This is a genomic window from Blastocatellia bacterium, assembly GCA_025055075.1.
In the GTDB taxonomy this organism is placed as follows: Bacteria; Acidobacteriota; Blastocatellia; order HR10; family HR10; genus HR10.
Map to the genome: position 1 here is coordinate 1 of JANWYV010000054.1, position 24,772 is coordinate 24,772.

Below are 24,772 nucleotides of genomic sequence, written 5' to 3' on the forward strand. Positions count from 1 at the left end.
TCGAAATCGTTCACCCGTCCCTGGAATGACGGAAGCTGCGCTTCCAGCGCGCGCAGCCGACTCGCCGCTCGCGGCACGAGGCTCAACGGTTCTCTCCACTCCCGATGAACGGTCGTTCCCTCGATGACGCGCAACTGAATCGCGTACTCGCCTTGCCCGAGCCCACGAATGGGCATGGTGAAGTCAACCGGCGGATTCGGCGACGCGATGACGCCCGTGGCCACCGTGCGATCCTGCTGTAGCAATGACCAGCGCACTTGTAGCGAACGTCCCAGGCGTGGCGTCGCATACGCGGTGTGCAGCGTCCAGCGCGGTGCCGCTTCTTGCGTCGGATCGAGCAGGCGCGGACCGCGCATCACCAGCGCATCGGCCCATTGCCGCTCTGCCGACGGCGTGCCCGCTTGTTCGAGCTTGAAGATCGCTTGCGCGACCGAGCGGCACGTCTCGGCGAAGCGATTCAGAAAAAAGGTGCTCACCGCCTGCGAGATCATCGGCACAGCCCGCGCGCGCGCCTCTTCAGAGTCCCGGGCTCGCTCCCAAGCCGCGTCTAATTCCCTCAATTTCACAGCCAGGTCACGGCGCGTGGCTTGAGTGGTTTGAGCGATCGCGCCGCCGCTCCAGCAGAGCACAATCATGACGGCGCAATTCACAAGGCCAACGAAACCGAAACGCCTCATAAAAATACAGGCTCCTTCCGTCTTTCACGCTTTAGTTCACCGAGTATTTGACGCCGATTCTAGAGAGTGGCGATCCCTTAGTCAACTTCTGGACAGAGTTCGCCGAATTTCCGCGTGCCTTCGACATGGCGCTTCGGAGAAGAGATGATGGGTCGGCCGGTATCATTCCTTCATTCATCTCTCATCCAAGACCCAAGCTGACCGTCAGTGAGCCACGGCGTGACCTAGTTGCTCCGGTGACGAACTTCGTCCGAGGACTCACTATTCTGGTTTCGTTCGCGCCGCGCCATCAAGTAATAGAGACTCGGCAACGCCAGCAGCGTTAAGAATAAACTCGACAGCAACCCGCCGACCACGACCGTCGCCAGCGGGCGCTGCACGTCCGACCCAATTCCAGTGGCCCGGGCCGCCGGGATCATACCCAGCATCGCCACTAAAATCATCATCAGTACGGGGCGCATCTGCGCCACCGCACCGTGAATGATTGCTTCTTCCAGCGAGCGCCGGTGTTCGGAGCGCTGCCGGTTGATTTCCGCCACGACGAGCAAGCCGCTCATGACCGCCACGCCAAAGAGCGAGATGAAGCCGACCGCAGCCGAGACGCTCATATTGATACCGCGCAGATAAAGGGCGACGACCCCACCGACCAATGAGAACGGCACGCTCATCAGCACCAAGCCGGCATAGGCGGATGAGCCGAAGGCGGAGAAAAGTAATGCGAAGATGATGGCCACAGTGACCGGCAAAATAATATTCAATCGCCGTCGCGCCCGCTCCAGGTTTTCAAACATCCCACCCCATGTCACCTGATACCCCTGAGGTAGCTTGACCTCTGATCTGAAGCGGCGTTGGGCTTCCGCCACAAACCCACCTTGATCGCGTCCTCGAATATTGGTGCGGACGGTGATCTGCCGCTGATTCTCCCGCCGCGCGATGATAGTGGCTCCGTTCGCCGTTGAAATGTCAGCCACCTGGGAGAGCGGCACACGCCCACCGTTCCCTGTCGGCAGTAAGATGTTCCCGATCGCCGTCGGGTCCGCCCGCGCCTCAGGTGGATATCGCACCGTGATGTCAAAGCGCTTTTCTCCCTCAAACACGCTGCCGACGGCGCGCCCGCCAATGGCTAGCTCGATGACATCTTGGACGTCACTCACGTTGATCCCGTAGCGCGCCACGGCCTGCCGGTCAATGCGAATGCGGAGCTGAGCTTGTTCGGCCTCCTGTTCAATGGCCGTATCCGCCGCGCCGCGCACTTGCTTAAGCAGCTCAAGCGTTTGCGTCGCCAGTCGCCGCAGTTCCTTCAAGTCCGGTCCGCTGATGATCACTGCCAGGTCTGCCGACGAGCCCGTAGCCATCTCTGTTGACGTATCAATGATCGGTTGAGTGAAGTTGAAAGTCGCGCCAGGGATCTCTGCTCGGAGGGACCGCGCTAATTCCTCCACCAGATCGCGCTTGGTTTTTCCTTTGGGCCAGGTATCGTAGGGGTGCAGGGTGATCAGGAGTTCGATCCGATTCGGTCCAAAGGGATCAGTGCCGGAGTCGTTGCGCCCACTTTGCGACATTACGTCTTTGACTTCGGGTGATTGCATGATGATCTCGCGCATCCGGTCGGCCAGCTCCGCTGATTTGGTCAGCGAGATGCCCGGTGGGAGATTGGCGCGAATCCAGATCACACCCTCATCAAGTTGAGGCAGAAACTCGGTGCCTAAGGAGAGCCCGAGCCCGAACGCTCCAATCACGAGGCCGACGGCGACGCCCACCACAATCCAGGCCCGCCGCACACACAAGCGGATGAGGAGTTCGTACTTGCCCGAGAACCACGTAAACAGGGGATTCTCCCAACTTTTTGCGCCATGACGGAACAAGTAGGTAGCCAACACCGGAACGAGCGTCAAGGACAGGATCAGCGACCCCAGGAGTGCGCTGGCGACGGTGAATGCCATCGGCCCGAATAGCCGGCGCTCCACACGCTCCATCGTAAACAGCGGGACATAAGCCGAGATGATGATGAGCAGCGAGAAGAAAATAGGCCGCGCGACGTCCAGTGCCGCATTGTGAACCGTGCGCGTGGCTTCTTCGCTCACCCCCTCCCGCTGACGCTCCTGGAGTTTGCGGACGATATGCTCAACCATGACCAGCGTTCCATCCACGATGATGCCGAAATCCAGCGCCCCCAGGCTGAGTAGATTGGCCGGAATGCTGGCGAAGTACATGCACACGAAGGCAAAGAGCAGCGACAGGGGAATCGTCAAGGCCGTCAGCAGCGCGGCCTTCGCACTCCCCAGAAAGAAAAAGAGCACTGCCACCACAATCACCAGCCCTTCGGCCAACGTGCGCGAGACCGTGCGCAGCGTGTTGTTGACCAGATCCGTCCGATCATAAAACGGCCTGATCGTCACTCCAGCCGGCAGCCGCGTCGCGTTCAGCTCGTCAATGGCCTTCTTCACGGACCGGAGCACCTCGCTGGGATTTTCCCATCGCCGCATGATGATAATGCCCTCGACGCCGCCCGATTGGCCGTTGAGGCCGAAAATGCCGGTGGGCGTCGCCGCGCCGATCCTGACGCGACCCACATCCCGAATGAAGATCGGTGCGCCGTCGGGGGAACTCAGCACGATGTTCTCAATGTCGGCGGCTGATTGGATCAAGCCCATGCCGCGAATGACCATCGCTTGCTGCTGATTATCGAGCATGGCCCCGCCTGCATTTCGATTGTTGGCGTTGATGGCTTGAGCGATCTGGCTGATTGTGAGCCGGTATTTTTCCAGTGCCAGCGGGTCCACTTCGATCTGGTACTGCTTGACCAGCCCCCCGAATGTTACGACGTCAGCTACACCGGGCACTTGCAAGAGTCGCGGAACAACTATCCAGTCCTGGATCTCGCGCAAGCGCATGGCATCGTAGCCGGCGCCGACCAACTCATAGCGGAATATCTCGCCGATGCCGGAAGTGAGCGGCCCCAACTGGGGAGTCACACCATCGGGCAACGCGGCGTCGCGTAGCTTTTCCAGCACTGCTTGCCGAGCGAAATAATCATCCGTGCCATCAGCAAACGTCAGCTCCACCACCGACAACCCGAAGATCGTCCGCGAGCGGCGGGCGATCACGTTCGGCACATTGTTGAGCGCACGCTCAATCGGTATAGTGACCTGCTGCTCGACTTCCTCCGCCGCATACCCAGGATAAAGCGTGATTACAACCACCTGCGTGTCGGAAATGTCGGGATAGGCTTCAACTTTAAGTTGAGTGAAGACATAGATACCCAGTCCCACCAGGGCCACGCCCAGGCAGAAGATCAAAAACCTTTGCTGCAAGGCAAAACGGAGCAGTGTCGCAGCCACAATTACCTCCTCATGGATTCCTCAGCAACACGGTGCCGTCCACTACCACGCGCTCCCCGGGGGACACACCACGTACAATTGCGATCATGGCTCCGACGCGAGTTCCGATGACTACCTCTCTTCGCTCAAACCGGCCCTGACTTTGCTCCACGAAGATCACACTCTGTCCGTCGTCTTGCAGGACGGCACCGACCGGCAGCACCGGCATCTGTTGCACTGATTCCCAATAACGGAGGCGGGCAAACATTTCGGGTCGGAACCGACCTTGCGCATTCTCCAACTCGACGAACACTTTCACAGTGCGGGTTTGCGGATCGAGCGTGTCACCCAGGCGCGCAACGCGCCCGTGAAAGACCTCTCCGGGGTATGCGTCCAAGGTGATCTCCACCTGCTTGCCAATCTGGATCAAGCGAATCGAATTTTCTGGCACATTGGCAGCCACCCAAACGGTCCTCAAGTCGGCAATGGTCAGGACCGGCGCCGTGGTATCGTTGCGATATTCGCCGGCTACGACATTAATCTCGAGCACCTTACCCGAGAGCGGTGCACGTACAACGAGGGGCTGTCTGAAGTCGCCAGGCGTCACACCGAGGAGCTTGAGTCGGCGCAGCGCCTGCTCCTTTGCGGCCTTGGCCTGCTCGACAGCGGCTTTGGCTTGGATGAGCGCGCTTTCCGCATTGAGTACATCTTTTTTGGCGACTGCATCATGCTCGTAAAGGTCTCTCACGCGATCATAATCAGCTTGCGCTTTCACCAGTGCGGCCTTGGCCTGCGTCAGCGCCGCCTCAGCTTGCACATAGGCCGATTGCGCAGCGTCCACTTCGGGGCTTTCAATAGTGAGGAGCGGTTGGCCGGCTGAGACGGCGTCCCCAAGCTTGATCAACACCTCCGAAATGCGACCCGGCACGGGCAACGGAAGGCGAGAGACCCGATTGGGATTGACCTCGACTTTGCCAGGAGCCACGACTTCGTTGACCGGCAGATCGGCCAGCTTGACCGCCTCCACCCGAATCTGCGCCAACTTGGGAGAGTCAGCCGGGATGATGACTAATCCCGATGACGAACCAGGCGCAGAGGCCGAGGGTGAGGAATCGGTCCGCTTCATCTGGCTTCCGCATCCTGCCAAAAGGACGAGACACGCTAAAAGCAATCCCGCCTTGTTCACTGATTCAGCCCCTTTCCAGAGATCGAGTCAATCAAGTAGAGACATCGCGCATACTCGGCGCGAGCCTCGTTGTAGCTTTGCATGGTGTCATTGAAGGCGCGCTGCGCGTCCAATAATTCCACGAAACTGGCCTCGCCGCGCCGATACGAATATTCCATCGTCCGGAGCACCTGACGCGCTTGCTGGAGCATATCGGCCTCAATGGTTGTGAGCAAGGACCGTGCGGTCTCACACTGCTGAAAGGCCGAGCGCACTTCATTGCGAATGTCTGCTTCCAGCGCCCGTAGGCGCGCCTCGATCTGGGCTAGTTCCTGGCGCGCGCGCTCGATCTCCCCCTGGTTGCGATTGAAGATCGGGAGCGGGAGGCTGAAAAAGACACCGATCGAGTTCCCCTTGCCCGCGATTCCCTGCTGCCGTCGAACCTCTATGCCGAAGCTATAATCCGCCTTGCCGTACGCCAGTTGCAACCGCACTTCGGCGAGTGCCCGCGCCTGCTCGCGCTTGAGCGCCTGTAGATCAGGACGCAGATTCAACGCTTGCTGCTCAATCACCTCCAGAGAAACGGGCACTAAATCACGGCGCAGCTCGCCGATGACGTCGAATGTCTCTGACAGGACGGTGCGCCCCATGAGCCCCTGCAGTCGTTGTCGCGCCAGACGCAACCGCGACTGCGCCTGCATCACAGCATTCTGGAGTTGCAGTGCCGCGAGCCTCGTCCGCGTCAGTTCGACCGGCGCCAGATCACCGGCGTTCACTCGTGCCGCATTGACTTGCACGATCTGGTTGAATAATCTCAGGTTCTCCTCGGCCAGCGCCAGATTGGATTTAGCTAGCAGCACGTCAACAAAGGCCATCTGTACCTCTAGCACAATCGTGCGCGTCGCGTTGAGAAGTTGCCAGCGAGCAACTTCCCGCGCCTGTTCAGCCACCTCAATGCGGCTCCGCCGCTTGCCGCCACGCTCAATCAAGAAATCCGTGCGGATGAAGTATTCGGGAGGCCCCGCACCATTCTGCTCGTTAAATCCTGTGCCCAACCAGTCGAGATGATCGCCGCCCATGCTAACGACCGGATTGGGGCGCAGCCGGGCGGTGATCATCTTTGCCTCAGCGATACTCAAGTTGTAGCGTTCAGCGAGCAAACTAAGGTTATTTTCAATGGCCTCCTGCACAGCCTGCTCAATAGTGATGGCTGTGGGTCGGTGAGATTGCGCGACGACCCGATCGCTGACGCCGATAAGAAGAAACGCGGAGACTAAACTCGCAGTCCATAAGCATTGCCGCCATTTGGCAATTTTCCCAGCGCCCCTTTCCTCTCGAGGAGTTCCGCGGCAACGCCGGCTCGAGGCGAATAGAACACGTTTCATCCACTCTCTCCCGAATCAGTGAATTTCTAGTGGAACCTTATAGCAAGGGCTCAAACAAGAAGTCTATTATACGTTGGTATAGGTATGCTCAGAGTACGTGGAGTTCCGCTTGTGTGCGAGCGATCCCCAACTTCTCCGACATCCTGACCAATTCCGCCAACGATGTCGCTCGCATCTTTTTCATCACCTGAGCGCGATGGACTTTGACGGTGATCTCGCTAATGCCGAGTTCCACGGCGATTTGTTTGTTAAGCCGCCCTGCCACGACTTTAGCCATCACTTCTCGCTCGCGCGGCGTCAGGGTTTCATATCGGCGGCGCAACTCCATCCTTTCCGCGCGCTGCTGCCGCGCGACCCGGTCGCGTTCCAGTGCCTGCTCAATTGCGTTCAAAAGGGCCTGGTCAGAGAACGGTTTGGGAAGAAAATCAACGGCTCCGGCTTTCATGGCTCGCACCGACATCGGAATGTCACCATGCCCAGTGATAAAAACAATGGGAATCTCGAGGCCGCTCGCCGCCAGCTGCTGCTGAAAATCGAGTCCACTGAGCCCAGGTAGTTGCACATCCAGCACCAAGCAGCTCGGGACGTCAGCTCGCGGGCTCGCCAAGAATTGTTGTGCCGAGGCAAACGTCTGGACTTTAAGGCCCGCCGACCGAATTAGACTTTCCAACGACTCACGGACAGATTCGTCGTCGTCCACGACAAACACAATTGCATCTGGCTCCGGCATGATCGCTCCTACTCGTGTTTCGGAAGAGTAAACTGAAAGGTTGCACCAGGACCATCATTCGGGACGGCCCAGAGCCGCCCACCATGATCTTCGACAATGGAGCGACTGATCGCCAGCCCCATCCCCAGACCCTGCGGCTTGGTGGTATAAAATGCATCAAAGATCTTTTCCAACTCCTCTTGAGGGATCCCAATCCCGGAATCTTGCACCGTGACGAGGACTTTGTCAGATTCGTATAAACCAGAGGAGATATATACTTGTCGCGGACGCTCGGTCACTGCGGCCAGGGATTCGATCCCATTGATGACGAGATTGAGGATGACCTGTTGTAATTGCACCCGATCTCCCCACACGAGCGGGAGATCAGCGGCCAATTCCAGGCGAATCGTCGCGCCGATCCTCTCGGCCTCACTTCGGGTCATATGGGCCACTTCTTGAATGAGCTGGTTAATGTCGAGCCGCGTCTTCACGGTTTCACTTTTGCGGAGAAACGCTCGGATCCCCCTGATGACCTCGCTGGCGCGATTCCCATCGCGGATGATGCGTCGGGCGGCCTCGCTGGCCTCGGTGAGATTGGGTGGATCAGCCGCGAGCCAGCGCAGGCAGGCACTGGCGTTGGTCACGATGGCCGCGAGCGGTTGGTTGATCTCGTGGGCAATAGAGGCAGCCAATGCGCCCATCGTCATTACCCGCGTGACGTAAGCCAGCTCCGATTGCGACTTTCGCAGGGCCTCTTCAGCCCGCTTTCGGTCCTCGATGTCGGTGCCAATCCCATACCATTTAAGAACCTTCCCGTTCTTGTCACGCAGCGGCACAGCACGAACCAGCAGCCAGCGATATTCTCCATCGGCCCGCCGCAAGCGCGTCTCCGTCTCCAACGGGTTCCCCGTTGCCAGGGCGGCCCCCCACTCATCGGCAAAGCGGGCACGATCGTCGGGATGAACAACCCTCTCGACCCAATCCAGCCCCGGCTCCGGGGAGAGACCCGTATAGTCCAGCCATCGTTGGTTGAGGAACTCTACCGAGCCGTCCGGCAAACTGCTCCAGACCAGTCCGGGAATTGTGTCAATGAGAAGCCGTAGTTGGTCCTTTAAATCCTGAATCTCCTGGAAGGATTTATGGACTTTCGACATCAGGCGGGTGATGACAAAGGAGGTAGACAAGAACGCAAGTGGCGCAATCACATCCAACGGCTGATTCATCGCCGGGCGAAATAACGGCGCAGTAAAGAACGAGTCCAGGCATAAATAGGCGATGATGGAAACAAAGGCCGAGGGAATAAAGCTGCTCCGGAGGGAGACCAGCACGATGACAATTAGGTAAAGAAGGGCGACTGTTGTGGGATTGACCTGGAAGCGAAAACAAACAAAGGTAAGCCCCGCCAGCGCCATGGTGCCAAACAACCAGTGGATCGCTGAGCGGCGGAACCTACCGGGTTGAATTCCCTTCATTGAGGAGACCACATCCGAATTGGTTGATGTCACCTTTATTCTTTGCCGCCGTCGTTCCGCCCAGGCTAAGCGCCCACAAGCCGATCACCCACTGCGGAACCGTCGGCGACGAATAATACCACAACCGGGAATCCAGTGGCTATCGTCTTCTCGATACCGAAGACTGTCAGTCCAACGACGTGGGAAAACTGGGAGCTGCCGACATTCGCCCGAGCATTCATGATGGCCGTTCCAGACGCACAATCAGGAGCACATCAAACCCGATTGGAAAAGAGAGTTGCAATCTGTAAGTCTACATGATCAGCCAGAAGGCCGGGGCTTGCAACGTGACGAAGGCTAGCGGCGGGCCGAAGGCGAGACAGAAATGCTGCGACGGGCCTATTGCCTGAGCCCGCTCGCCAAGTGCTCAACTACCGAACGAAGTAGTCGTTGTCACTGCTAACCAATAGCCCCGAAGAAAGCGTTCAGGGGATGAGACAGGAGAAGGGATCATGAGGAGAAGAGAAATATTTTGTCGCATCTGTGGGCGCGATGTGAGAGAATGTCGTGCTCCCAGAGATGGGATCACCACGCAAAGGGAGTACGAACACGACAATTACACAGGTCTAAACCATGCATCACTCTTTCCCAGAGGTGTTGGCCTGGCTGGATCCAGATTCCCGATTGGCGCGACCCGCGCTTGGACGCGGTATACGGTTCGGGAGGTGATCGCCAGCAGGCTGATGGTCTTTCTGTTGAAGCTGGGCTCCCGACGACAGTGGAATGAAGAACGAGGCTGCGATCAGTTCGAGGTCAATGTAGCGTTGTTCTTTCACTGCTCGCGGGTTGTACACGGCGATAACGTCGATTATTTTTTTCGGTCGCTGCAGACCCAGCATCTGCACATGGTACGGCTGAAGCTGGTCCACCAGCTACGGTGTCGGTGGATGTTGAATCAGTTTCGACAGTCGAGCGGGTACTTGCTGCTGGTCGTGGATGGGACTGGGATGCTCCATTTCGCCAAGCCTTATCGTGAGCATTGCTTGAGTCAACGACTCAGCAATGGTCAGCGGGTTTACTCCCCTCCGGTGCTGGAGGCCAAGACTGTCCGCGCTAACGGGCTGGTGGTGTCGCTCGGCAGCAAGCTGTTAGTCAACGAAGAGGGAGCCGACCGTCAGGATTGCGAGTTGAAAGCATTCTACCGCTTGGCCACCCAGATCAAGCGCGATTTTCCTCAATTGCGACTGTGTCTGGTGCCGGACAGCTTGTATACTGGTGAGCTGAAGCTCTTTCAATCGAATGATCGAGGAATTAAGATGATGGGCGACACCTTCAGGTTGTCGCCGGCGCCGTGCTTGCGATGCCAACGACAAGCTGAAGCGTGTCGGACATTTTGGAAGGGAGTGCCCATGTGCTCTGCCTATGCCGCAAAGAATGAAAACTTGGCAGCTTCCGCTTCCGGCGGGCGTGGTTTTGCGTGCCAATAAGCACGCCGGGGGTTACGCTCACAGGGATTTTCGGACGAATCGCCCACGTGCTCCGCGCATGCTGCGAAGAATGAAAACGGAGCACAGGAGGGGACGCTCGTGCCGCATTCTCAAAAGGAGGCACCAATGAAATCACCCGACAAGTTTCTAGAAACGGAAGGTCGCCGGGAAGATGTCTACAGGCTGCTTTCGGCTTGTTATTGCGTGCCAGGGCCTGAACTGCGGGAACCCGATCTGCTGGACGGTTTGATCGCCTCGCTGAAGGTAGTGTGCGGTGAGGCCGTCGGTTTCGCCGAGCAGATGAAAGCTGCTTTATCTCAATACACCGAGACGGACCTGCTCGTGGATTACTCAAAACTCTTCATCGGTCCGTTCAAGCTGCTGGCTCCGCCCTATGGCTCTGTGTATCTCGATCCCGATCGGAGGCTCATGGGCGATTCCACCCTCGACGTGATTAAGCGGTATCAACGAGCGGGCGTGAGATTCGATCCTACGCAAAAAGATCTGCCGGATCATATCGCTGTGGAGCTTGAGTTCATGAGCTATCTAATCTGGAGGGAGCGAGAAGCCTACCAAAATGCTAATTTCGAGGCGCTTCGGCAGCGACTCGACGATCAGCAAGCGTTCTTGCACCAACATCTGAGCGCTTGGGTTCCCGATTTCGCTCGAGCCATTAAGAGCGGAACGAACAATCTCTTCTACAGTAGCTTGGCCGACGTCACGACCACATTCATTGAGAGCGATCTCAAACATGTCGAAGAGTTGAGGGAAAAGTTGGCCCGCGGAACAGGTCCCTTTGCGCAAAGCGAAGCGCCCGAGACGATGGATCGGGAGGACGATTGACTCCTCCATGATTGCAGCAGCACGCGCTGGACGCCACCGATAGGTTCGCGCTGCTGTTGCCGCTTTATTTTTCCCGATACGATTCGGGACGCGGCGAAGGTCCCGATCCACGCTTGATCGAGCGACGAAGGGTGTGTGACGCAGATCCTCAAGGTCCGCCCGTGACAGGGCAGCGATTCTCTTCGAGTTCTCCCCATAGCCGCTTGTTTAGATTGCCTGCGTCCACAATCTTGACCCATTGCCAGATGTCCCCTATCTTCCCCGACGTGGCACGCGAGCGGATCGTCGTCATCATTCCGGCGCGGTACGCCTCGCAGCGGCTGCCCGGGAAACCGCTTCTGGAGATCGGCGGGCGCCCGATGATCTTGCACGTATACGAACGGGCGCGGTGCGTCCCTGGCGTCGAACGCGTTCTCGTGGCGACCGACGACGAGCGGATCGCTGACGTTGTGCAACGAGCCGGAGGAGAAGCGCTTCTGACTTCTGCTCGCCATCGAAGTGGGACCGAACGCGTGGCCGAAGCCGCTGCCCATCTGGAGGCGGAGATCATCGTCAATGTCCAAGGGGATGAACCGCTCATCAAGCCTGAGGTGATCGCGGCGGCTCTCAATCCCGTGCTCGCCGATCCCCATATCTTGATGGCGACGACCAGCGAGCCTGTGGAGAGCATCGAAGAAGTCCTGAACCCGAACGTCGTGAAGGTCGTCACCGATCGCGAGGGATTCGCCCTCTATTTCTCCCGACAGCCAATTCCATGGCCGCGCGAGGCCGTTCGACGAACGGGTTCGCTTGAAGCCGCGCTTCGTGCCGATTCCTCGCTACTTGGGCTTTATCGCCGACACACGGGGTTGTACGTCTATCGGCGCGAGCTCCTGCAACACCTAGCGGCTTGGCCCCCAACGCCTCTCGAAGAAGCTGAACAACTGGAGCAGCTCCGCGCTTTGGAACATGGCGTTCGAATCAAAGTCGTGCCCGTCACAGAGCGCTCTATGGGCGTGGATACGCCAGAGGACTTAGAACGCGTGCGCGCCTTGCTCGCAACACGGTGAGGCCGAAGCTCCGCGGAGTCACTGAGGGGCTGCAACCGCAGAGGCGACTGGACAGAATGGGGAAGTCGTGGTATTCTTGCGCACGGGTGCTGAGGGTGCACCCGTAGCTCAGTTGGATAGAGCGTCGGACTACGAATCCGAAGGTCGCAGGTTCAAGTCCTGCCGGGTGCACCACCAAAATCGTTCCCCATTGGAGAATGCTGATCTTGATCGTCCTCTCATCCTCAACACGCGCACTGACCTGACTGATGGACTCTATCGGTGAGACTCCTCCCCGAAGAGAAGAGGTCTTTTTGCTCCTCGATGAGCGATATGCTATACTTGTGCCCTTTTCGGAGGAGGTGGATGCCGACTATGAGCCAAGAAGCGAATGGGATGAAGGTTGGCCGCGTCGTGCAGGTCATCGGCACCGTCGTAGATGTGCAATTTGAGGACCATCTTCCCCCGATCTACAACGCCCTTCGGATCACGAGCGAAGGCTTCGACGTGCCCGAGCCGATCGACATCATCGTCGAAGTCGAACAACACCTGGGGGAAGGGCGTGTGAGGTGCGTTTCGATGAAGCCGACCGAAGGGCTTGTGCGCGGGATGAAAGCGTATGATACGGGCAAACCGATCATGATGCCCGTCGGGCCGGCCACCCTCGGTCGCGTTCTCAACGTCGTGGGAGAGCCGGTGGATAAGCTCGGCCCTATTGTCACGGACAAGTACTACCCCATTCATCGTCCGGCGCCGAGTTTCGAGGAGCAATCCACCGAGCTGCAGATGTTCGAGACGGGGATCAAGGTCATTGATCTCATCCAGCCCTTCCTGCGTGGGGGGAAGATCGGTTTCTTCGGAGGCGCGGGCGTCGGCAAGACCGTGCTCATCATGGAACTGATCCATAACGTGGCCATGCATCATGGGGGCGTCTCGGTCTTCTGCGGGGCGGGCGAGCGCACGCGCGAAGGGAACGATCTCTGGTTGGAGATGAAGGAATCGGGCGTGCTCAGCAAGGCCGTGCTCGTCTACGGACAGATGACCGAACCTCCGGGCGCGCGTTTGCGCGTCGCTCTGTCGGCGCTCTCCGTCGCGGAATACTTCCGCGATGAAGAGGGACAAGACTTGCTCTTGTTCATTGACAACATCTTTCGCTTCACGCAGGCGGGATCGGAGGTCTCGGCGCTCTTGGGTCGAATGCCCTCGGCCGTCGGATATCAGCCGAACTTGGCGACGGAACTGGGCGAGCTGCAAGAGCGCATCACTTCGACGAAGAGAGGCTCGATCACCTCGGTTCAAGCCATTTACGTTCCGGCCGACGACATCACGGATCCGGCTCCAGCCACGACCTTCGCGCACCTGGATGCCGCGACCGTTCTCTCGCGTCAGATCTTTGAGCTGGGCATCTATCCGGCGGTGGATCCACTGGCCTCCACCTCTCGCATCCTCGACCCGCGCGTCGTCGGCGAAGAACACTATCGCACGGCGCAGCAAGTGAAGGCGATCCTGCAACGGTATAAGGAACTGCAAGACATCATCGCCATCCTCGGCATTGACGAGTTGTCGGAGGAAGATAAGCTCATCGTCGCGCGCGCGCGAAAGATCCAACGGTTCCTCTCCCAACCGTTCTTCGTCGCCGAGCAATTCACGGGCTTGAAGGGGAAATACGTGAAGGTCGAGGACACAGTTCGCGGATTCAAAGAGATCGTCGAGGGCAAGCATGACGATCTCCCCGAGCAGGCCTTCTACATGGTCGGCACGATCGAAGAGGCCATCGAGAAGGCTGAGCGAATTCGCCGCGCTGCAGCCTAGGACGGAGACGATGAAGGGAAAGATCAAACTGGAGGTCGTAACGCCCGAACGCCTGGTGCTCGAAGAATGGGTGGATGAGGTCACGGTTCCCGGCCTCGGCGGAGAATTGGGCATTCTTCCCGAGCACACGTATCTGCTGAGCTTGCTGCAGACGGGGATCGTGAGCTACCGGATTGGCAACGAACGGCATCTGCTCGCCGTGCGCGGAGGATATGTGGAAGTGCTTCCTGATAAGGTGACCGTCCTGGCAGATACGGCGGAGCGTCCCGAAGAGATCGACATCGAGCGCGCGCGCCGTTCGCGCGAGCGCGCTTTGCGCGAGATGCGACAAAGCACGAGCGAGATCGAATTCCTGCGCGCTCAGGCTCGCCTACAACGGGCGCTCGTGCGCCTGCGCGTCGCCGGGAAGGGCCTCGAAGAGGAATGACCCGCTAAAGGATATAGCCGCGCCGATGGCGAATGTGAAGCCCCTTGCGCGTCGGAACGCGGATCTCGATCTGACGAAATCGCCCATCGGGATTAGGATTGGAGGGATAATAAGCGACCAAATATTGGCTCCGTAATTCGGTCTCGATCTCTCGGAAAGCGCGCGCGAGATCGTTGGTGTTCTTCGGGAAATAAGCGCGTCCTCCCGTCTCTTGCGTCAACCGCCGAAGCACGCCGCTGTTGATCCCGAACCGATACCGATCGCCGATGCCGATGGCATAGATGGTCACCTCCGCACGCAATGCCTCCGCAATAGCGTCTTGGAGCCGATACAGGCTCGTCGTATCTTCGCCATCGGTGAGGAGGAGGATCGTACGACGTCCCGGCTGCTGAGCCAAAAGTTCACGCGAGGTGAGCAAGATGGCATCGTAGAGCGACGTACCGCCGAAGCGCGGATCATGTCCCGTTGGCGGCGTATAGCGCACGCGGTTCAAGGCAGCCTCCAGCCGCGAGACCGTTGAGGTGAAATCCTCAATGAGGAACACTTCATCGCGGAAGATGACGATAGCGACGACGTCCTTGCCCGGGCGTACGAGAGAGCGGATGAACTGTGCGGCTGCTGCTTTTGCTTCCGGCAAGGTGTATTGCTGACTCGCGCTGACATCAATGAGCAGCGCGATCGTCAGGGGCAAATCCGTTTGACGGACGAAGGTGAAAACCTCCTGCTCCTGGCCGTCTTCGAAGACGCGCACCTCTTCGCGCCGAAGATCGGTGACGATGGCGTGACGCCGATCAGTAGCCGTGAAGAAGACGTTGACCAGCCGAGCGCTCAAATGCACCTGTTCGCCAGGTTCTTCGGCATCCGTCCGCTTGAGCTTCTGTTCGACGCGATCGCCGAGATCGCGCGAGGCGTTTTCCCGATTTCTCCCCTCCCACGCGAACGACAAAGGATAGATCGGGAGTCCGAGGCCGATCAGGAGAAAACCGATCGCGAGATGGCGTCGCTTTCGCTTTTCAGGGATGGGGATGAGATGGCGATTTGACATCTCGCTCACGAAGCTTGCGGCGCCTTATATCCCCGCTTGGTGCGCGCACGCAGATCCTTGCGGCCGGGGATGCGCACTTCGATCTTGCGGAATCGTCCGTCGCGCTCTTGGTTGCTGGAGACGTAGAAGAGATAGTACTGGCTGCGCAACTCCGCGCTGATGTCGGAGAAATTGCGTTCGAGATCGAGCACTTTCTGAGGGAAGAACGCGCGTCCTCCCGTCTCCTCAGCGATGCGCCGCAACTCTTTCATTCCCGGGGCATCCACCATGCCCATGGTCACGCCGAAGCCGCCGGCATGTGCCGTTCCGATGGCATAGATGACGACCTCATTGCGTTGCGCCAACTCGATGACTTCCTCCAACGTGCGCTCGCTCGCATTATCCTCTCCATCGGAGATGAGGACGAGGACCCGACGTCCCGACGCCGTCGTCATCTTCTCTTCGATCACGCGATAGAGGGCATCGTAGAGCGGCGTCGCCCCACCCGCCTTCACCGCTTGGATCGCCGCTTTCAAATCCTCCACATCGTCGGTGAAATCCTGATGCAGCTCAATCACCGACCCAAAGGTGACAAAGAGCGCGCGATCCTTCTTCGGACGGATGATGCCATCGAGGAACGCGATCGTCGCTTCCTTCTCGAACTTCAACTTCGGACGGACGCTATTGCTCGTGTCCATGACGAGAGCGACGCTGAGCGGCAACTCGTTCTCCTTCGAGAAGGAGAGGATGCGCTGTGGGACGCCATCCTCGCGCACTTCGAAATCCTCGATCGTGAGGTCTGTCACCAGTCGGCCATCCTTATCGTAGACAGCGACCGGTAGGTTGACGCCGATTGTGCCCAACCGCACTTCTTCCTGAAGCGGAGTGACCGTGGGCGATGGGCGCTGAGAGAAAATACTCCCATTGCCGAGAACGAGGAGAACGGCGAATGCGCTGACCAATCGCTTCCACCAGCTCATAGGACAATCCCATTCTATGCGGGTGCGTGCGCTTCTGTCAAACTGAGGAGATGCACCACTCAGACCGCGCGTTCGGGACAGAAACCGGCGCAGGGACAACGCCGACACCGATCGGGCTCAGGGCGCGCTGGAAAGTCCGCCAGCGTTCGAGCCCGCGCGATCTCTTCGGTCAACCGCTCCAGCAGCGTCGCCGTTTCATCGAACGCTTCCACCGGTACGGGCACACGCACATTGGGATCGAGAAAGTACAGCTCCGCGCGAACCGCGCGCGGCCGCCACGCGCGCTGCGCGGCGAGCGCGTAGATCTGCATCTGCAGCGCGTACTCTTCGACGAGCGCTCCGAGGTCTCCGCCCGCGCGATTCGTCTTGAAGTCAACGATCCACGCCACTTCATCCTCGGTCCAGATCAGCTTATCCAACCGCCCTCGCACGATCCCCCACGCCGTGCGATAGAGGATCTCGCGCTCGCTCTCGACACGTCCGGGCTTCTCCCCCCACAGGATCGCCTCGATCGCGCGATAGAGATCGCTCCGTACGTAGGTTTCGACAAGTGGACGCACATCTTCTTTGACCCTCTTCCGATAGACGCGCAGGCGTTCGTCCCACGAGGCCTCGGCCTCTTGGTTCACCAGCTGAGCGACATCCGCCAATCCTCCGCTCGATGCGGAGGCTCCACTAATGACCATCTCCTCGACGAGGCGATCGAGCGTAGCCTCCCATGGCTCCGACCCATCGTATTCCTCACAAAAGCGATGGACGATACGCCCGCGCAGTGTGGAAGGGACTCGTCCGATCTCTCGTGAAGGTTCCCTCGCCTCATCCACCTCATCCCACGCCGGGAGGTTGAGGACGCTCTCGAAATAGAACTGAAGCGGACAGCGGTGGAACGCGAGCACGCGCGTGACGGCGATCGGCGAGACACTCCCGCCGATGTCCCGTAGAGCGGGGGCCAAACGACTCAGCACGCGTTCCATGGCCGCACGTTGGTCATCAGAGAGTGGAGGCAAAAGCGAGGAGGCAACAGGTTCGCCGCGCTCAAGCTGCGGATAACGCGCAATCAGCGGCTTCGAGGCGCCCGCTTCCCTCTTCAAAGCTTCCCCTGTGCCGAGAGTGATTCGAATCTTCACGCCGTTCCACTCATATTCCTCGGGAAGCCCTTCAATGCTCCGCAGTCCTAAGACGCGTGCGATCCATTCGAGCCAGCTCGCCCCAGGAAGGATGGGCGCCGCTTCGGCCTCTTCTTCCTGAACGACGAGACGCTCAGCCGCTCCGGAGAGGACAAGATAATCCCGCGCGCGCGTCATCGCGACGAAGAGCAGTCGCTGATGCTCGAAATGTTCGCGAAGTCGAAGGACCTCGAGGACGCGCCGTCGCGACCACGTATCGTGAAGTCGCCCTCGGTGATCCGGGATCTTCATCCCGATGCCCGCGGCCCGATCGAAGATGAGGGGCGGAGCATCCTTGCGGAAGGGACGTCCCAAGTCCGGGAGGATGACGACGGGGAATTCCAAGCCTTTCGCTTTATGCACGGTCATCAACCGCACGGCATCGGCGGTCTCGGTCGTCACTTGAGCTTCGCTCTCCTCGGCCATCTCGGCGAATTGCTGGACGAAAGCCGTGAACTCATCGAGCGTTCGTGGCCCGCTGGCTTCGAACTCGCGCGCCAGCTCGATGAGCTTTCGAATATTGGCCACGCGCTGGTGGCCATCGAAGGCCGTCGCCTGAATGGCGTCGAATTGCGTGAGTGCGAGGATCTCCTGAAGCAATTCGACCAAAGAGAGCCGATCTCGCAGATGAAGGAGGCGGGTGAGCACCTCAGCGGCACGGGCGACGCGCGGACGTTCTTGGGCGGCGATCCCCCACGCGTGCTCGTGATGCTGCAAGCTCGTCAGGAGCGGATGGGGATCGAGCCATCCATCGCCCGATGCCTCCGCCGCCTGCCGCAGCCAGAAGAGCGCCTCATCCGACAAACCGAAGAGCGGCGAGCGCAGAGTCGCCGCGAGAGCTATCTCGTCCGTCGCATTCTCGAGGAACTGAAGCAGCGAGAGCAAGTCGCGAATCTCCTCGCGCTCGTAAAAGCCCCGTCCGGCGAGCACATAATACGGGATGCCGCGCTCGCGCAAGGCCCGCTCGTAAACCTTCACATCGGTCATCGCGCGGAAGAGCAGCGCTATGTCACCGTAGCGGACCGCGCGCACGCGCTCGCGTCCGTCTCCCTGTTCTTCTCCCACCAGCAGCTCGCCCTCGCCCACCATGCGCACGATGCGTTCGGCCAGGCGTTGAGCCTCCCATCGGCGCGCGTCCTCCGCCGTGCGGACATGCGGGCCGACTTCCAGAAGCAATTCGACGGGCGCCGCCACGTGCCCTTCTCGCCGCGCCACGCTCTCCACGAAAGGCGTTCGCCCTAAGGCTTCGAGCATCTCCGCCGTCCACGCCCCCTCCTCTACGTGCATGAGGCGAGCGAAGAACGCGTTGAAGAAGTGTACGAGTTTCGCTGTGCTTCGAAAATTGTGCTCCAACTCGATGTGCGCGCCTCCCTGCTCTTGTAACTCCCGCTGCGCTTTCAGAAACACTTCGACCGCTGCTCCGCGGAAGTTGTAGATGGATTGCTTCGCATCGCCGACGATGAAGAGCTGAGGTCGATCTCCTCCTCCCCGCAAGAGATCGAGGACCTCCTTCTGCAAGGCGTTCGTGTCTTGGAACTCGTCCACGAGGAGGAACTTGATCTCTCGCCGGACGGAGTCCGCGATCGCGGCCTGCGTGCGGAGCAACTCGCGCGCTTTCCATTGCAGATCCTCATAATCGAGACCGATCGCTTCGCGTTTGAGGGTCGCGTAGCGTTCGTCCACGCGCTGCAGGAGGCGACCTAGCGCGGCGATCGTCTCTCCCGCACACGCATCGTAGAACGTCAGCTCGATCTCCTCCAAACAAGCTTCCACTTCCGCAGCCAGCTCACTCAAGCGCCCGCGCTTCTCGATACGCGCATCCCGCAGCGCCCGCATGCACTCTTCCAAGACAGTGATGTCTTCGATCCGCGGCTCCAGACGCAGGAGCGGTCCATACAACCGATAGGTGCGGACGAAGGCGGCGATCTGCGCAGCCATGCGCTCGGTCGGCTTCGGGAGTGCCTCGAGCCTTCTCACGATCTCCTCGAGCCGTTCGACCATCGCTTGATAGTCAGCCGGTGTGCGCCGCTTGTTCTCGGTCAGGGCGAGGACCTGTTCCACGTGCATGCCCAAGGCGCGCGCCATGGCATAGAGATCGGCAACCGCTTCGATTAATCCGCGCCGCGAATATCCGATGACCAAACGTCCGAGGATCGCATCTTGCGCCTCGATGCCTTCCTCGATGACCTCCTCGACGGCTCGTATGAGGAGCACGCGGCTTTGGAATTCGTCGAGGATGACGAACTCCGGGTCCACTTGCGCAGCGATCGGATGCGCGCGCAATAAGCGGGCGCAGAATCCGTGGATTGTGGAGATCGCCGCTGTCTCCAACTGCCGCTTCGCTTCGTGCCATCGCCGCGAGGGAGTGTGTCGCATGCGCTCCCTCAAGGCGAGCCGAATCTTCGCCTTCATCTCATTGGCCGCTTTGTTGGTGAACGTAATGGCGACGATCTCATCCATGTTGGCGAGGCCGCCTTCGAGGATGCGCAGCACGCGCTCGACGAGCACTCGCGTCTTCCCAGCCCCTGGTCCGGCTGTCACAACGAGCGACCGACCGAGCGTTTCCACGGCGCGACGTTGATCGGGAGTGAGATGCTCGCGAGTCATTCCCGTTCCTCAAAAGCGGAGGATCCCTCGTTCACCGCGAAGTGCGCCCGATAGGGATCGAAGCGACACACAGCCTGAAATTCGCAGTGCTGGCACACGCGCGTACTTCTCGGTTGGACGCGAAAATCTCCGCGACGCATCCCCTCGACGTACTGCCAGGCGAAGTGCTCGGCGCGGACGAGTCGCTCCCTCCATTCCGGCGTCGGCAGCGAGGAACGTGCGCGCTCGCTGATGGCCGTCAACTCCACCGCTTCCCGCCGATAGAGGCCGCGCGTGCGCTTCCCCGTACGAATCGAGTAATATCCCCCGCCGACGACCTCCTCGCCCGGCCGGAGGAACAATCGCTCCAGCGCGAGGATATAAAGGGGGAGCTGCAAATCAACGCCTTCTTCGATCTCCTCCGCGGAAGCCCCGCTTCCCGATTTGTAGTCGTAGGCGATGTAATGCCCCTCGTCCGACCGATCCACGCGATCAATGCGTCCGCGAATCTGAAGGCGATCTTCCTCGACGATGGCGCGGCCATGTTCCGAAGATGACTTCGCGCGGCGCAGCACGAGCGGCTCCCGCCGGGAGTCGGGATGGCATCGGTCCCGATCTTGTGGTTCTATGCCGAATCCGAGTTCCAACCAATATGGGCGCATGCGCCCACCAGTCCGCTGTTGATAGGCGATCTCCGCGTCCAGGAATTGAATCAACGTGTCGAGAAGCTCCGCCTTCTCCAATTCCCACAGCGCGCGATTGATCGGCAGCGCCTTCTGCTCGTATTCCGAGAAAATGCGCTCGGCCACGCGCGCCATCTCCTCGCGATACTCGTAGCGCCGCTCGGGTGCGAGCGATCCTCGCCCATGCCGCTCGAAGAACTCATGCAGGATGACGTGCAGCAAATACCCGCGATCCAGGGCGACAAGGTCGAGCGAAGCCTCCTCGCGTTTCTCCAAGCGCAGCACGCGCTGCGCGAAGAATCGGAACGGACATTGACCGTACGTGTTCAACTGACTCGGAGAATAGATGCGCCGCGGGCCGAATCGGCCACGCAAATGCTGGCGCACGACGGCGTCGGTGAGGACGCCGGTGAATGGTCCGGGCTCTCCTGCTTCTCGCCGACGCTCGATCGCCGCCCGATGAAGGAGCGATTGATCCACCCATCCGGCTCGAAGCGCTTCATTGTAGAGGTGAAGCACCAGCGCATCATCCGGCGTCGTCTGATAAACGCTCGCCAAAAGCGCTCGACGCCCATCGTCCAGCGAAGCGATGGCCCGCACATCGTAGGTCGTCGGATCTATCTCTCGAATCGGGATCGCCGAGATCCCCCCCTCGCCCTCTCCATAGACTTCGCGCACTTCCTCGAGGAAGGGCGAAGGGACCGTGTCCTCGCCCGTTGCCTCCGCGCGCGGATAGGTCAAATACACGCGCTCGGTCGCTTGACCGACGGCATGATAGAAGAAATGCGCTTCTTTGGCCTCGAAGCGACGCGGCGAGAGGTCTTCGAGGAAAAGACCGGCGGCGGCCAGTCGCTCTCGTTCAGCCATCGAATAAATCCAATCGTGTTCGGGTGCGCGAGGGAATCCCCCTTCGATCAACCCCGGCAGAATGACGACGCGGAAGGCGAGGCCGCGCGCCTGCGTGGCTTCCAACAAGCGGACGCCAGCAGGATCACCGCGCTCCCGACGAAACTCCACCTGCTCGATCCAATGCACGAAGAGATCGCGAAATTCCCGCACGTCGAGTGGCCGTTGGAATACAGTCGCCGCAGTGATCGTGGTCTTATCCTCGCGTGCTCCCTGAATCCCATGCGCAGCGATCGCGCGATCGGCGCGCTCGCAGAGATGCACAAGCCGATCCAAGCATTCCTCCAGGGCTTGCCACCCTCGCAAATCGCGGGCGATCCGTCGCCAGGCCTCCTCGTCTCGTCCGGCTTCGAGAAGCTCGCGCTGCACCTGATCCCGCAGTCCAAAGGCGTCGAGCGCACGTCGGAACCCCTCCACGAAATCGGGAACCTGCCCCCGCTCGGGGATGTGCGCGAGCGCGCGCTGCATCCCATCCACGGCTTCGAGCGTCGCTTCCAGCGCAGCTTCCGCACGCCGGAGCCGCGCCAGCTCCTGTTGCACTTCTTCCAGATCCACCGTTCGCGCCGTGAGCGTCTGCGCCTGGTGCTCCTTGATCCGCCGAAGATCGCGCGCCCGTTTCCGAAACTCGTGGATGTTCAAGTCCACGCCCACGGCGCGCATCGCGCTCTCGAGGGCATCGCGATCGTATGAGCTGAACGAACGGAGATAGTCGCTCTTGAGCAGCGCCGCATACGCGGCGGCCCGCTCCCGTTCCACGCGCGCTTCCAGGACGCGCAACGCGGCCTTGACGATGGGAACGGCGGTCAACGGCTCTCGCACATCGAGCGCAATGGGAATGCCCAAGCGCGGCAGTTCTTCTCCGAGTGCCCGCAGATATGCGACGTCGCGCGCGATCACAGCGATCTCCGACGTCCGGTACCCCTCATCGTGAACGAGCCGCTTGATGAGGCGAGCGATCTCCCGGACCTCTTCCGCAAACCCCATCGCCGCGATGATCGTGATTGGGGGCTCGCCCTCGACGATCCGCTCCCCACGCTCGCCCGTCCCCCCCGTATCGGCGAAGAGTCGCCGCAAAGGTCGAAGACGCACATCGTAGGAGAGCGTCTCCGTCCTTTGCAGCGTGATGGCGCGCTCGCCGAACGAGTGAAAGAACTGAAGCGTAGCGGCGAGCGGCTCCTGAAAGACGGACGGATTCTCCGGATCGAAGACCAGGCTCACCATGGTCTTCGGGATGCGCTCGATCAAATACCGCAACAGCGTCTTCTGAACGGGGGTGAAGTCGAAGAAGCCCTCGATCAAGAGCACGCGCGTCTCCCGCAGCCAAGGGGGGAGATCCGGACGTCGGCGGAAGATCTCCAAGACGCTGCGATACGCGCCATCCGGATCGAGAGCGACAATATCATTCAGCACGCGCGCGTACGCGGTGTAAATTGTCGCCACATCATGATCGCGAGCATCGGTGAGAGCCGTTCGCGAGGCGAATTCGGCGAAATCCTCCGCCGACATATCCGCGCGCTGGAGTTCGCCGAGCAATCGCGCGATCGAACGAGCACAGCCTGGCAAATGGGCGATCTCCCGAACGTGCCGGAGCATTCCCCGAGCGTTCAGTTCCGCGAGCAAACGCTCGACGATGACGCCGCGCTCTCCTTCCTCGAGGAACAGGGGAGTTTGTCGGCCCTCCTGAAGGAATCGCCGCACGAAGCCGTCGAAGAGAAACACGCGCAGCTCTCCACAAGCTGTCACACGCTCGCCGTCCACGATCCGACGCACGACGTCCTCCCAGAGCGGACGCGTCGCCACGAGATAGAGGAATGTCCGGTCGTGCCCGGCCCGCAACGCATCCTGGCAATGGGAGACGAAGATCTCTCGGTTCTTTCCCAAAACCGGTTCGAACCAGATCTCGATGCGGCCCACAGCCTTCTCCCTTTCGACGCAGCTCTGCCCCCTCATTGTACCGCGAATCCGACGCGATGCCCAACCGTTGGCATTCTCGCCTCCATATGGCACAATCAGGCGCTGAGATTCGCCGGGAGGAGAGAGCGCATGCACGCCATTCCGACGATCCTCGACATCCTCGATGCCGAACGGCTCATCCGTCGGTATCTTCCCCGCACGCCGCTGTATCCGTGCCCGGGATTGAGCGAGCTGCTCCAGGCCGAGGTGTACGTGAAATACGAAAACCATCAACCGATCGGGGCGTTCAAGGTGCGCGGCGGGGTAAATCTGATCGCGCGTCTGAGCGAGGAGGAACGACGACGCGGCGTCATCACAGCTTCGACGGGGAACCATGGTCAGTCCATCGCATGGGCCGCGCGACTCTTCGGCGTGCGAGCGCGCGTCGTCGTGCCCGTCGGCAGTAATCCCGATAAGGTGAAGGCCATCGAGCGCCTCGGCGCGGAGATCATCGTCCACGGGAGAGATTTCGACGAGGCGCGCGAATACGTCGAGGCGTTAGCTGAGCGCGAGGGGTATCGGTACATCCACTCGGCGAACGAGCCGCACTTGATCGCGGGCGTGGGAACGATCGGCTTGGAGATCGTCGAAGACCTGCCGGACGTCGAGGTCATCCTCGTCCCCGTCGGCGGCGGCAGCGGCGCTTCCGGTATCTCCATCGCCGCTCGTGCTCTCAATCCGGAGATCGAAGTCATCGGCGTCCAATCCGAAGCGGCCCCGGCCGCCTATCTCTCTTGGCGCGAGGGACGGGTCGTCGCGACCGACTTCATGAACACGTTCGCCGAGGGACTGGCGACTCGCGTCGGCTTCGAGCTGCCGCTCGCCATCCTGCGCGAGAACCTCGCCGATTTCGTCCTCGTCAGCGAAGACGAGATTCGTCGCGCCATGCTCCTCATGATGGAAGCGACCCATAATCTCGTCGAAGCTGCCGGAGCCGCGCCCTTGGCCGCCGCCCTTCGGATCCGCGACCGATTGTGCGGACGCAAGGTCGTACTCGATCTCTCCGGCGGTAATATCACGCTCGTCGCCCTGCGCCAACTCCTCGTGGCGTGAAGCCGGGCTCATCGCCGTCGAGGACCACGCCGAGTTATGCCGCCGCTTCAGATCGCCTCGCTCATGAGCACCGTGAACGCCCTCGCGTCTTGCTGAAGGCGAGGCCGCCTCTCCAAA

16 protein-coding genes and 1 tRNA gene are annotated in these 24,772 nt (G+C 60.1%); 7 read left to right on the plus strand and 10 right to left on the minus strand.

The features are described from left to right. The 6 genes from NZ746_12435 to NZ746_12460 form a co-directional block, all read right to left on the minus strand. The coding region (locus tag NZ746_12435) for a hypothetical protein (GenBank protein MCS6818165.1) at positions 1-677 on the minus strand (677 nt) is incomplete at its 3' end. A 224-nt stretch (positions 678-901) separates the two neighbouring features. Beyond that, complete coding sequence (locus NZ746_12440; GenBank protein MCS6818166.1) at positions 902-4,018, minus strand: CusA/CzcA family heavy metal efflux RND transporter; 3,117 nt, start codon at positions 4,016-4,018, stop codon at positions 902-904. Between the two features lie 10 nt (positions 4,019-4,028). Further along, positions 4,029-5,123 (minus strand): efflux RND transporter periplasmic adaptor subunit, encoded by a 1,095-nt coding sequence (locus tag NZ746_12445; GenBank protein MCS6818167.1) that lies wholly within the window; start codon positions 5,121-5,123, stop codon positions 4,029-4,031. A gap of 56 nt (positions 5,124-5,179) precedes the next feature. Next, complete coding sequence (locus NZ746_12450) at positions 5,180-6,352, minus strand: TolC family protein (GenBank protein MCS6818168.1); 1,173 nt, start codon at positions 6,350-6,352, stop codon at positions 5,180-5,182. A 283-nt stretch (positions 6,353-6,635) separates the two neighbouring features. After that, the gene (locus NZ746_12455; protein MCS6818169.1) at positions 6,636-7,277 is read right to left on the minus strand and encodes a response regulator transcription factor; all 642 of its coding nucleotides are present in this window, start codon (positions 7,275-7,277) and stop codon (positions 6,636-6,638) included. Between the two features lie 8 nt (positions 7,278-7,285). Further along, the gene (locus tag NZ746_12460) at positions 7,286-8,728 is read right to left on the minus strand and encodes an ATP-binding protein (GenBank protein ID MCS6818170.1); all 1,443 of its coding nucleotides are present in this window, start codon (positions 8,726-8,728) and stop codon (positions 7,286-7,288) included. Positions 8,729-9,450: 722 nt separating this feature from the next. Between NZ746_12460 and NZ746_12465 the strand changes: the two genes are divergently transcribed. The 6 genes from NZ746_12465 (at position 9,451) to NZ746_12490 (ending at position 14,304) form a co-directional block, all read left to right on the plus strand. Further along, positions 9,451-10,194 carry a hypothetical protein gene (locus tag NZ746_12465; protein ID MCS6818171.1) on the plus strand — a complete coding sequence of 248 codons (744 nt, stop codon included), beginning with the start codon at positions 9,451-9,453 and terminating at the stop codon, positions 10,192-10,194. Positions 10,195-10,320: 126 nt separating this feature from the next. Next, positions 10,321-11,037: a molecular chaperone TorD family protein gene (locus NZ746_12470; GenBank protein MCS6818172.1), complete on the plus strand. Its 717-nt coding sequence runs from the start codon at positions 10,321-10,323 to the stop codon at positions 11,035-11,037. 245 nt (positions 11,038-11,282) lie between these two features. Beyond that, the gene (kdsB, locus tag NZ746_12475) at positions 11,283-12,086 is read left to right on the plus strand and encodes a 3-deoxy-manno-octulosonate cytidylyltransferase (protein ID MCS6818173.1); all 804 of its coding nucleotides are present in this window, start codon (positions 11,283-11,285) and stop codon (positions 12,084-12,086) included. Positions 12,087-12,183: 97 nt separating this feature from the next. Next, positions 12,184-12,260: transfer RNA gene (locus tag NZ746_12480), tRNA-Arg, on the plus strand. Positions 12,261-12,440: 180 nt separating this feature from the next. Continuing rightward, the gene (gene atpD / locus NZ746_12485; GenBank protein MCS6818174.1) at positions 12,441-13,877 is read left to right on the plus strand and encodes a F0F1 ATP synthase subunit beta; all 1,437 of its coding nucleotides are present in this window, start codon (positions 12,441-12,443) and stop codon (positions 13,875-13,877) included. A 10-nt stretch (positions 13,878-13,887) separates the two neighbouring features. Then, positions 13,888-14,304, plus strand: coding sequence for a F0F1 ATP synthase subunit epsilon (locus NZ746_12490; GenBank protein ID MCS6818175.1), 417 nt, complete (start codon positions 13,888-13,890; stop codon positions 14,302-14,304). A gap of 4 nt (positions 14,305-14,308) precedes the next feature. Here NZ746_12490 and NZ746_12495 read toward each other — a convergent pair whose 3' ends face one another. From NZ746_12495 to NZ746_12510, 4 genes are read right to left on the minus strand one after another with little or no spacing between them, the layout of a single operon-like run. Next, the gene (locus tag NZ746_12495; protein MCS6818176.1) at positions 14,309-15,349 is read right to left on the minus strand and encodes a VWA domain-containing protein; all 1,041 of its coding nucleotides are present in this window, start codon (positions 15,347-15,349) and stop codon (positions 14,309-14,311) included. 5 nt (positions 15,350-15,354) lie between these two features. Beyond that, the gene (locus tag NZ746_12500; protein ID MCS6818177.1) at positions 15,355-16,308 is read right to left on the minus strand and encodes a VWA domain-containing protein; all 954 of its coding nucleotides are present in this window, start codon (positions 16,306-16,308) and stop codon (positions 15,355-15,357) included. Positions 16,309-16,367: 59 nt separating this feature from the next. Continuing rightward, a complete protein-coding gene (locus NZ746_12505) occupies positions 16,368-20,081 on the minus strand; it encodes a UvrD-helicase domain-containing protein (protein MCS6818178.1) in 3,714 nt (1,237 codons plus the stop codon). Beyond that, positions 20,078-23,563 carry a PD-(D/E)XK nuclease family protein gene (locus tag NZ746_12510; GenBank protein MCS6818179.1) on the minus strand — a complete coding sequence of 1,162 codons (3,486 nt, stop codon included), beginning with the start codon at positions 23,561-23,563 and terminating at the stop codon, positions 20,078-20,080. The genes NZ746_12505 and NZ746_12510 overlap by 4 nt, the downstream gene beginning before the upstream one ends. A gap of 129 nt (positions 23,564-23,692) precedes the next feature. Here NZ746_12510 and NZ746_12515 point away from each other — a divergent pair, with 129 nt between their 5' ends. Next, complete coding sequence (locus NZ746_12515; protein MCS6818180.1) at positions 23,693-24,655, plus strand: threonine/serine dehydratase; 963 nt, start codon at positions 23,693-23,695, stop codon at positions 24,653-24,655. Positions 24,656-24,772 lie beyond the last annotated feature (117 nt).

Bases quoted from the DNA above. Each gene is read 5' to 3' on its own strand.
- NZ746_12445 (MCS6818167.1), bottom strand. From the start codon at position 5,123: ATGAAGCGGACCGATTCCTCACCCTCGGCCTCTGCGCCTGGTTCGTCA.
- kdsB (MCS6818173.1), top strand. From the start codon at position 11,283: ATGTCCCCTATCTTCCCCGACGTGGCACGCGAGCGGATCGTCGTCATC.
- NZ746_12505 (MCS6818178.1), bottom strand. From the start codon at position 20,081: ATGACTCGCGAGCATCTCACTCCCGATCAACGTCGCGCCGTGGAAACG.
- NZ746_12465 (MCS6818171.1), top strand. From the start codon at position 9,451: ATGGTCTTTCTGTTGAAGCTGGGCTCCCGACGACAGTGGAATGAAGAA.
- NZ746_12515 (MCS6818180.1), top strand. From the start codon at position 23,693: ATGCACGCCATTCCGACGATCCTCGACATCCTCGATGCCGAACGGCTC.
- NZ746_12495 (MCS6818176.1), bottom strand. From the start codon at position 15,349: ATGTCAAATCGCCATCTCATCCCCATCCCTGAAAAGCGAAAGCGACGC.
- NZ746_12470 (MCS6818172.1), top strand. From the start codon at position 10,321: ATGAAATCACCCGACAAGTTTCTAGAAACGGAAGGTCGCCGGGAAGAT.
- NZ746_12460 (MCS6818170.1), bottom strand. From the start codon at position 8,728: ATGAAGGGAATTCAACCCGGTAGGTTCCGCCGCTCAGCGATCCACTGG.
- NZ746_12500 (MCS6818177.1), bottom strand. From the start codon at position 16,308: ATGAGCTGGTGGAAGCGATTGGTCAGCGCATTCGCCGTTCTCCTCGTT.
- atpD (MCS6818174.1), top strand. From the start codon at position 12,441: ATGAGCCAAGAAGCGAATGGGATGAAGGTTGGCCGCGTCGTGCAGGTC.
- NZ746_12455 (MCS6818169.1), bottom strand. From the start codon at position 7,277: ATGCCGGAGCCAGATGCAATTGTGTTTGTCGTGGACGACGACGAATCT.
- NZ746_12490 (MCS6818175.1), top strand. From the start codon at position 13,888: ATGAAGGGAAAGATCAAACTGGAGGTCGTAACGCCCGAACGCCTGGTG.